Annotated in this window: 5 protein-coding genes; 1 reads left to right on the forward strand and 4 read right to left on the reverse strand. The window is 54.3% G+C overall.

Annotation, left to right across the window (positions count from 1 at the left end):
* Positions 1-12 precede the first annotated feature (12 nt).
* Together HF984_RS10015 and HF984_RS10020 are read right to left on the reverse strand one after the other, a co-directional pair.
* Positions 13-714 (reverse strand): metal ABC transporter ATP-binding protein, encoded by a 702-nt coding sequence (locus HF984_RS10015; RefSeq protein ID WP_343947636.1) that lies wholly within the window; start codon positions 712-714, stop codon positions 13-15.
* A 154-nt stretch (positions 715-868) separates the two neighbouring features.
* Positions 869-1,813 (reverse strand): metal ABC transporter substrate-binding protein, encoded by a 945-nt coding sequence (locus HF984_RS10020; RefSeq protein ID WP_168615532.1) that lies wholly within the window; start codon positions 1,811-1,813, stop codon positions 869-871.
* 207 nt (positions 1,814-2,020) lie between these two features.
* Between HF984_RS10020 and HF984_RS10025 the strand changes: the two genes are divergently transcribed.
* On the forward strand, positions 2,021-3,598 hold the full coding sequence (locus tag HF984_RS10025; protein ID WP_168615533.1) for an FMN-binding glutamate synthase family protein: 1,578 nt from the start codon (positions 2,021-2,023) through the stop codon (positions 3,596-3,598).
* Between the two features lie 85 nt (positions 3,599-3,683).
* Here the strand turns inward: HF984_RS10025 and HF984_RS10030 are convergent, their stop codons facing one another.
* Together HF984_RS10030 and HF984_RS10035 are read right to left on the reverse strand one after the other, a co-directional pair.
* Positions 3,684-5,126: a glycoside hydrolase family 1 protein gene (locus HF984_RS10030; RefSeq protein ID WP_168615534.1), complete on the reverse strand. Its 1,443-nt coding sequence runs from the start codon at positions 5,124-5,126 to the stop codon at positions 3,684-3,686.
* Between the two features lie 25 nt (positions 5,127-5,151).
* Positions 5,152-7,128 carry a beta-glucoside-specific PTS transporter subunit IIABC gene (locus tag HF984_RS10035; protein ID WP_168615535.1) on the reverse strand — a complete coding sequence of 659 codons (1,977 nt, stop codon included), beginning with the start codon at positions 7,126-7,128 and terminating at the stop codon, positions 5,152-5,154.
* Positions 7,129-7,785 lie beyond the last annotated feature (657 nt).

Here is a 7,785-nt window from a genome sequence, read left to right on the forward strand (position 1 = left end):
AAGGTGAGCGGTTCAAGCAGAAAATTCACGGTTGACCTGCGCTTTCGTCTGTCCGCTAAATGCTCGCATGATGTTTTCGGGGGTGAGCACGTGCTCCGGTGTGCCGTGCATGAGGATGGTGCGGCGCATGAGCGCGGCTTCATCGATCATTTGGGTGAGTGAGGGAAGGTCGTGTGATGACACCAAAACGGTGGCGCCGTGTGATGCTAGTTCGCGCAGCACCTGGCCGAGCATTTGTTCGCTGGCATAATCCACACCTGCAAAGGGTTCATCGAGCAGAAGGACGCGTGCCTGCTGGGCGATAGCGCGAGCGACGAACGCTCGTTTGCGCTGGCCACCGGAAAGCTCACCGATTTGCCGATGGGCGTAGTCGGTGAGCGCAACCTGTTCCAGTGCGTGATCGATATGGCGGCCGCATCGTCGGGTAAGTTTTCGAGTGAACCCAAGCCGCCCGTACAAGCCCATTGCGACAACTTCGCGAACGGAAATCGGAAAGCCCCAGTCAATCTCTTCGCTTTGCGGCACATAGCTGACGAGACCGGCTGAGCGCGCTTTTTCAGGCGTCATCCCGGCGATGCGGACTTCACCCGTTTCGCAGGGCACAACACCCATGGTGGCTTTGAAAAGGCTGGATTTCCCTGAGCCGTTCATGCCTACGAGGCCGCAGACCACGCCGGGGTTGAGTTGTAGGGATGCGTGGTTGAGAGCTCGCACGCTTCCATATCTCACGCTCACATCATGTATATCAAGGGCGGGATGGTTCACCTGTTCTCCTTGGGATAAGACCCCGCGTGAGGTACCGGTAGAGTCTCCTCATGGCATCCGGCATCTGTCGGCACCTCACACGGGAAGTTCTGGGGCATCTGCTCTATTTTTCGGGTGTTTTAGCAGCCGCATCACCGCCGGTTAGTCCGCGCGCGATAGTTTCTGCATCGTGTTTGAGCAGGTCAACGTAGGTGGGAACGGGGCCGCCCTGATCAGACAGCGAGTCCACGTAGAGCACTCCCCCGAATGATGCATCAGTCGCATCGACTACCTGTTTCATGGCGTGATCAGAAACCGTTGATTCGCAGAAGACAGCGCGAACTTTATCTGCCTTCACCGCATCAATGACGTGGCTGACCTGGCTCGGTGTTGCCTGCGCATCTGAGTTCACCGCCCACAGGTACTCTTCGTTGAGTCCGGCGTCCTTGGCGAGATAGCTAAACGCACCCTCACAGGTAACCAGTGTGCGTTGGGACTTCTCCAGTGGCTTGAGGTCATTCAGCAGATCATGATGCACGTTTTCAAGCTCTTGCTTGTAGCTTCGGGCATTTTCGCGGAACTCGTCGGCGTGTGCCGGATCAAGATCAGCAAAAGCTTTCGCCATGTTATCTACGTAAATCTGCGCGTTCACGGGGCTCATCCACGCGTGCGGGTTGGGGGTAGATGCGGCGTCCCCCTCAGCGATAGCGATGGGCTCAACGCCGTCGCTCACCGTGATGTGCTGCGCATCGGAGTCTTGAATGAACTTCTCAAACCAGCTCTCGAGATTCAGCCCGTTATCGAGCACCAAGTCAGCATCGTGCGCCTTGCGAATGTCACTGGGAGTCGGCTCATATTCGTGAATTTCGGCGCCGGGCTTAGTCAGCGACTCTACCTCTAGGTAGTCACCGGCAACGTTCTGCGCCATATCTTCTAAAACGGTGAAGGTGGTGAGCACGCGCGGTTTTTCGGCTTCAGAGGGCGCCGCTTGCCCGCATCCGCTCATAACAAGGACGCCGACTGCAAGAAAACTGGTAAGGGCTAGAAGGCGAGGTGAACGGTGTTTCATGAGCTTTCTTTACTGACGTTTGGTGAGGGTAAACACGGTCTTTCAACCGATGCGATTAACCATAGAACAAAATTGTTCGTTTAGTCGAACAATTTTTGAAAGTGTCGCGCATCCACCGTCATTAAAAGAATTCCCAGCAAGAACGAGTAACCTACACATGTACCTCATCGCCGAGAACCAAAAACATACAGCAGAAAGTTTTTACTTATGTCCAGCAAACTCTCCGTAGCGTTAGGCAAGGTAGCCTTAGCTTCTGGTTCAGCTATCGGCGCTGTTGCAGCGCACGATATTCTGCAGAAAAAGCATGCGGTTCTCCGCAACTATCCCGTGCTTGGTCACGCGCGCTATTTCATGGAGAAAATCCGCCCCGAGTTGCACCAGTACTTCATCGAGAACAACTACGACGGCCGCCCCTTCGACCGCGACACCCGTTCAATGATCTATGAATACGCTAAAGATTTGGGCGGCGAAAAAGCGTTCGGCACCGAACGTAAGCCACAGACCGAAGGCTACGAGTCTATTCGTCACGCAATGATGCCTGTCGAGCAGATGAAGGTTGCTCCCACTATTCACCTGGGTGGTCCCGACTGCACTCAGCCCTACGATATTTCGCTGTTTAACATTTCGTCCATGAGCTTTGGCGCGCTTTCAGCCAACGCGGTTTTGGCAATGAACAAGGGCGCCGCTATGGGCGGGTTCGCGCAAGAAACCGGCGAGGGCGGCCTCACCAAGTACCACCTCGAGCACAATGCAGATTTGATCTGGGAATTTGGTTCTGGCTACTTCGGATGCCGCACTGAAAACGGCAAGTTCAACCCCGAGATTTTTGCCAAGAAGGCAAACTATCCGCAGGTCAAAGGCATTTTGATTAAGCTGTCGCAGGGTGCAAAGCCGGGTCTCGGCGGCGTGCTGCCGGGTTCCAAAGTAACCGCCGAAATTGCTGAGGCACGCGGCGTGCCCGAGGGAGAAGACTGCATCAGCCCCGCTACTCACTCAGCGTTCAGCACCCCCATTGAGCTCATGCACTTTATCAAGCAGTTGCGCGAGCTCTCCAACGGCAAGCCCATCGGCATCAAGTTCTGCGTGGGCTCAACCATTGAAGTTCTTTCTCTCTGCAAGGCAATGCTCGAAACCGGCATCACCCCCGACTGGATCACCGTTGATGGCGCTGAAGGCGGCACCGGTGCAGCACCCATCGAATTCGAAGACACCGTAGGTGCAACCCTCACCGACGGTCTCTACATTGTGCAAAACGCCCTCGTGGCAGCAGGTCTGCGCGACAAAATTTCCATCGGCGCAGCGGGCAAAATCGCTGGCGGCGCAGACATCATCAAGCGTCTTGCGCTCGGTGCTGACTTCACCAACTCCGCCCGCGGCATGATGATGGCAACCGGCTGCATCCAGGCACAAAAATGCAACCTCAACACCTGCCCCACCGGTGTGACCAGCCAGAACCCCTGGCTGTCACGCGGTGTGGATGTTGACGACAAGGGCGTGCGCGTACGCAACTACCACGCGGGCGTCATCAACTCGGCAACTCGCCTGCTCGCATCCATGGGCCTGTACTCGTTCCAGGAGCTCAGCCCCGAGCACGTTATTCACCGCACCAGCGTCACCCATAGCCAGTCGCTGGCAAAGATTTACAACTGGCTTGAACCGGGGTCGTTCTTGGACGGCACCGCCCACGACGATTGGATGAGCTGGTGGGAACGCGCGGACGCCTCAAGCTTCGCGGTTTCGCACAAGCAGCATCAGCGTGCAAGCACCTTGCAGAACGCCGAATAAAATAGCCAACCGATAGTTATCACAAGGGGGTGTGGACTTTGCAAAAGTCCACACCCCCTTGAGTTGAGGTACCTAACTCACTGCGTTAGTTGTGCGAGTAGGTAGGCTTCCAGTCTTTAGCAGGTAGCTTGTTGGTCTTGATAAGTTCCTGATACCAGAAGAAGGAATCCTTGCGGTAACGATCCAGAGTCTTCAGGTCGAACTCATCGCGGTCAACATAGATAAAGCCGTAGCGCTTAGCGATGCCCTGGTGAGTTGAAATCAGGTCAATCGCGCTCCACGGTGAGTAGCCCAGAACGTCTACACCATCGCTGATAGCTTCCTGGGTCTGCTCAAGGTGCTGACGCAGGTAGTCGATGCGGTAGTCATCGTGCACGCGTCCGTCGTCGGTGAGCTTGTCGAAAGCGCCCAGTCCGTTTTCGGTGACAATCAGCGGCAGGTGGTAGCGGTCCCAGATAGCACGGTAGGTCATGCGCATACCCACAGGGTCGATTTCCCAACCGAACTCGGTCATGCCCAAATTGGGGTTTGAGACTGCCTTGTAGATGCCCTCTTCACCTTCAGAAATCTGCTGGTCAGCTGCTTCTGAACGTTCGGATGCGCCACCACCGAAAGGCGCGTCCGCAACGGTTGCGGTGTTGTAGTAGTTGAAGGCGATGAAGTCGGGCTTCGCTGACTTCAGAATCTCCATGTCACCGTCAGCGATTTCGGGAGTAGTGCCCTTTTCTTCCATGATTGACCACGCCAGTGAGTTGTATTCACCGCGCACCGCCAAATCGAGGTAGAGCCAGTTACGTACAGCGTTGTAGTTGTCCGCCGCAATAACATCCTCGGGCTTTGAGGATGCCGGGTATACGTAAGCGATGTTCGGTGCGGGGCCAATCTTTGCCTGCGGGTGCATTTCGTGCAGCATCGCCATGGTCTTAGCCTGAGCCACGAACATATTGTGGTTGTACTGGTTCAGTTGCTGCTCGGTAGTGTCTGCGGGGAAGACACCAATGGTCGGGCCGTGCAGAATCATCATGTTCTGCTCGTTGATGGTCAGCCAATACTTGACCTTCTCACCGTATTCCTTGAAAAGGATCTCGGAGTAGCGCACAAACGCATCCGCGGTTTCACGCTGTGCCCAGCCACCCTTAGCTTCAAGTGCGGCAGGAGTGTCGAAGTGGAACATAGTCACGATTGGTTCGATGTTGTGCTTGCGCAACTCATCGATGACCTCGTGGTAGTGATCAATCGCCGCCTGGTTAATATCACCGTCGCCGTCGGGAATGATGCGTGACCAAGCAATGGAGAAGCGGTAGGCGCGGAAGCCCATCTCAGCCATGAGGGCGATGTCTTCTTTGAACCGATGGTAGTGGTCGACGCCGTCCTTGAAGTCGCTGGTACCCTCGGGCAAATCTTCCTTGAGGTCAATGGCGATGGGTCCGCGGCCGTCCTCGTTCCACGCGCCTTCTACCTGGTAGGCAGAGGTCGACGCTGACCAGAGGAATCCTTCGGGGAAAGCTTTGAGTTCTTTACGGTACATGAATCTTTTTCCTTATCAATTATCTTTAGCGTTCAACAATGACAGCGAGCTCGTCCGCGGTCAGGTGCTTACCTACCATTGGTTCGATAGTGGTGAAGCTACCGGAGTGGGTGATGATGGTGATGACGGTATCTTGGTAACCTGCTGCAGCAACCGCGTTGCGGTCAAAGGTGACCAGCGGCTGACCAGCCTGAACGGCGTCGCCCTTATGAACGTGCATGGTAAAGCCTTCACCGTTCATCGCAACAGTATCGATACCCACGTGAACCAGCACTTCAACACCGGTGTCTGACTTAATACCGTAGGCATGGCCGGAATCCAACGCGGTAACAACCTTGCCCGAGATGGGTGCGTAAACATTGCCATCAACAGGCTCGATTGCTACGCCCTGCCCCATCGCACCGGAAGAGAACACGGGATCATTGACCTGCGAAAGCGCCATTGATTCACCGCTGGCAGCCGCCACCAAGTCAGTGGTGTGAGCATCCTCAGCAGGCAGAATAACGGTCGCGTTCGCGGGGACAACCTGGGCGTCAGCGGGGACGAGCTTAGTATCAGCAGGGCGAGTTTCGATAATAGATGCCTCAGGCTCAAGATCAGGCGCCACAGCAGCTGCCGCTGCAGTAGCCTCACCCTTCTTGGGCATCCCAAAGAGGAAGGTCACCACAAAAGCCGAAATGCCTGCCGCAGCAACACCAATGAGCTGCAAGGCAAAGTTACCCACGCCCAAGAAAGCGGGAAGGGTCAGCACAGATGCAAAGACATTTGCGGTAGCACCAGATCCGCCGGACGCTGCGATAGCACCACCGATACCACCGGCAGTAATACCGATGAAGAAGGGCTTCTTCAGAGGCAGGTTCACACCGTAAACAATGGGGTCAGTAACACCTGAGAAGTAACCAGCGATTGAAGTAGGCAAAGCCATCTGACGCAAGTTCTGATCCTTCGTACGAAGCGAAACAGCAAGAGCCGCTGAACACTGTGCGATAACAGCTGAAGGCAATGCAGCAAAGAGCAGTGAGTGGCCGGTGGTAGCGATTTCGTTAATCATGATCGGTGACAGACCCCAGTGCAGACCGAACATCACGAAGACCTGCCAGAACATACCCATGATGAAGCCGCCCAGCCACGGCGCAGGACCCCAAATCCAGGTCAAAGCACCAGCAACGAGGTTAGTAGCCAAAGTAATGATGGGACCAATAGCCAACAAGGTGAGCAAAGCAACCACGATAATCACGATGAAAGGCACAGTGAAGTTACGCATCCACGAAGGAATAACCTTCATCAGTTTTGGCTCAATCAAGCTTTGAACCCAAATCGCCACAATAATGGGGAACACCGAGTATGAATAAGGAGCCATAACCACGGGAATACCGAACAGATGGACGGGGTCTCCTGCCTCATACATTCCCGAGATGGTAGTTGTTTGCAAGAAAGCAGCAATAGCCATCGATGACGCGTAGTTCACCTTGAAGTGCTTAGCAGCTGATACTGAAAGCACAATCGGCAAGAAGAACATTAAGCCGTCGCCGAGAGCAGCCAGAATTAAATAGGTCTGCGACTCAGTGTCAAGTAGCGGAATGCCCACAGTGAACAGCGCCAAAAAGGCCTTGATAAGACCAACTGCAGCGAGCGTCCAAACTACCGGACTAAATACCCCAGAAATCATGGCGATAAAGCGGTTAAGCGGTGAACCCTTATTGCCTTCTTCATCAGCGGCAACACTACCCTCACCTGCACCCAACGATGTGCGAGCCATAATCGCGTCATACGCAGAGACAACGTTATTGCCAATAACTACCTGGTAGAGACCAGCAGACTTCATCACCGTAATGACGCCATCCAACTTCTCAATCTCAGCAGTCTGAGCAAGATCGCGGTCACGCAGGTTAAAACGTAGACGCGTTGCACAGTGCGCTAGGGAATTAATGTTCTTCTCCCCGCCGACAAGCTCCAGCACCTTGGTACCTAGAGCGGCGTAGTCAACCTTCGTTGAGGCCACAGCATTCTCCTTGGAATACACGGCAAGCCCGGGGCCGAAACTTAACCTGAACTACCGCCAGGATGCATTGACGTTGCGTCCGTGTGCGGGTTCAAATCAATCCGGTGCCGGGGTCTTTTTCGTTGCCGATAGCTCCTACCAGTGCTGGGTGAAAGCTCCAAAGAAACAAAAAAGACCCAAGCGCAACATGCAATGCATGAAGTGCTTAGGTCTTGCCTCCAGTACAGTTGCTCCCGCGTCAGCGCGAGATAACAACCGCCTAAGTAACAACCCTAGGATTGCCAGTTAAAAACTGTTATGTAGATAACCATAGCTCCGTCACAGTCAATGAACAAGAAGCGGAATACTGTTTTGACGTTATCTTCTCAGCACCTGTTCATCCCCCTGAGGTCTACACCCCAAATATTAACTGCTGCAACAAGGCAAAACACGCGAATATTACCTTAGCCCACATCTTTCCTACTAGTGGGAAAAGCATTAACGATACCCGTGCTGCATGTTTAGGTCGCTATGATAATTTACACAAGATATTGAGGCTTATTCAAAAGTCCTCCCAGCCGCATAAAACACCAACCCCCGAACCACCGCAAACACCCGCCCATACACGCTCAGCGGCCGCCGGAAACCTGTATGCAAAACCCGCCACGTCTTGACCTG

The sequence above is a fragment of the Rothia terrae genome (genome assembly GCF_012396615.1).
Taxonomy (GTDB): Bacteria; Actinomycetota; Actinomycetes; order Actinomycetales; family Micrococcaceae; genus Rothia; species Rothia terrae.

Coding starts and splice junctions, on each gene's coding strand:
- HF984_RS10025 (WP_168615533.1), top strand. CDS start 2,021: ATGTCCAGCAAACTCTCCGTAGCGTTAGGCAAGGTAGCCTTAGCTTCT.
- HF984_RS10030 (WP_168615534.1), bottom strand. CDS start 5,126: ATGTACCGTAAAGAACTCAAAGCTTTCCCCGAAGGATTCCTCTGGTCA.
- HF984_RS10020 (WP_168615532.1), bottom strand. CDS start 1,813: ATGAAACACCGTTCACCTCGCCTTCTAGCCCTTACCAGTTTTCTTGCA.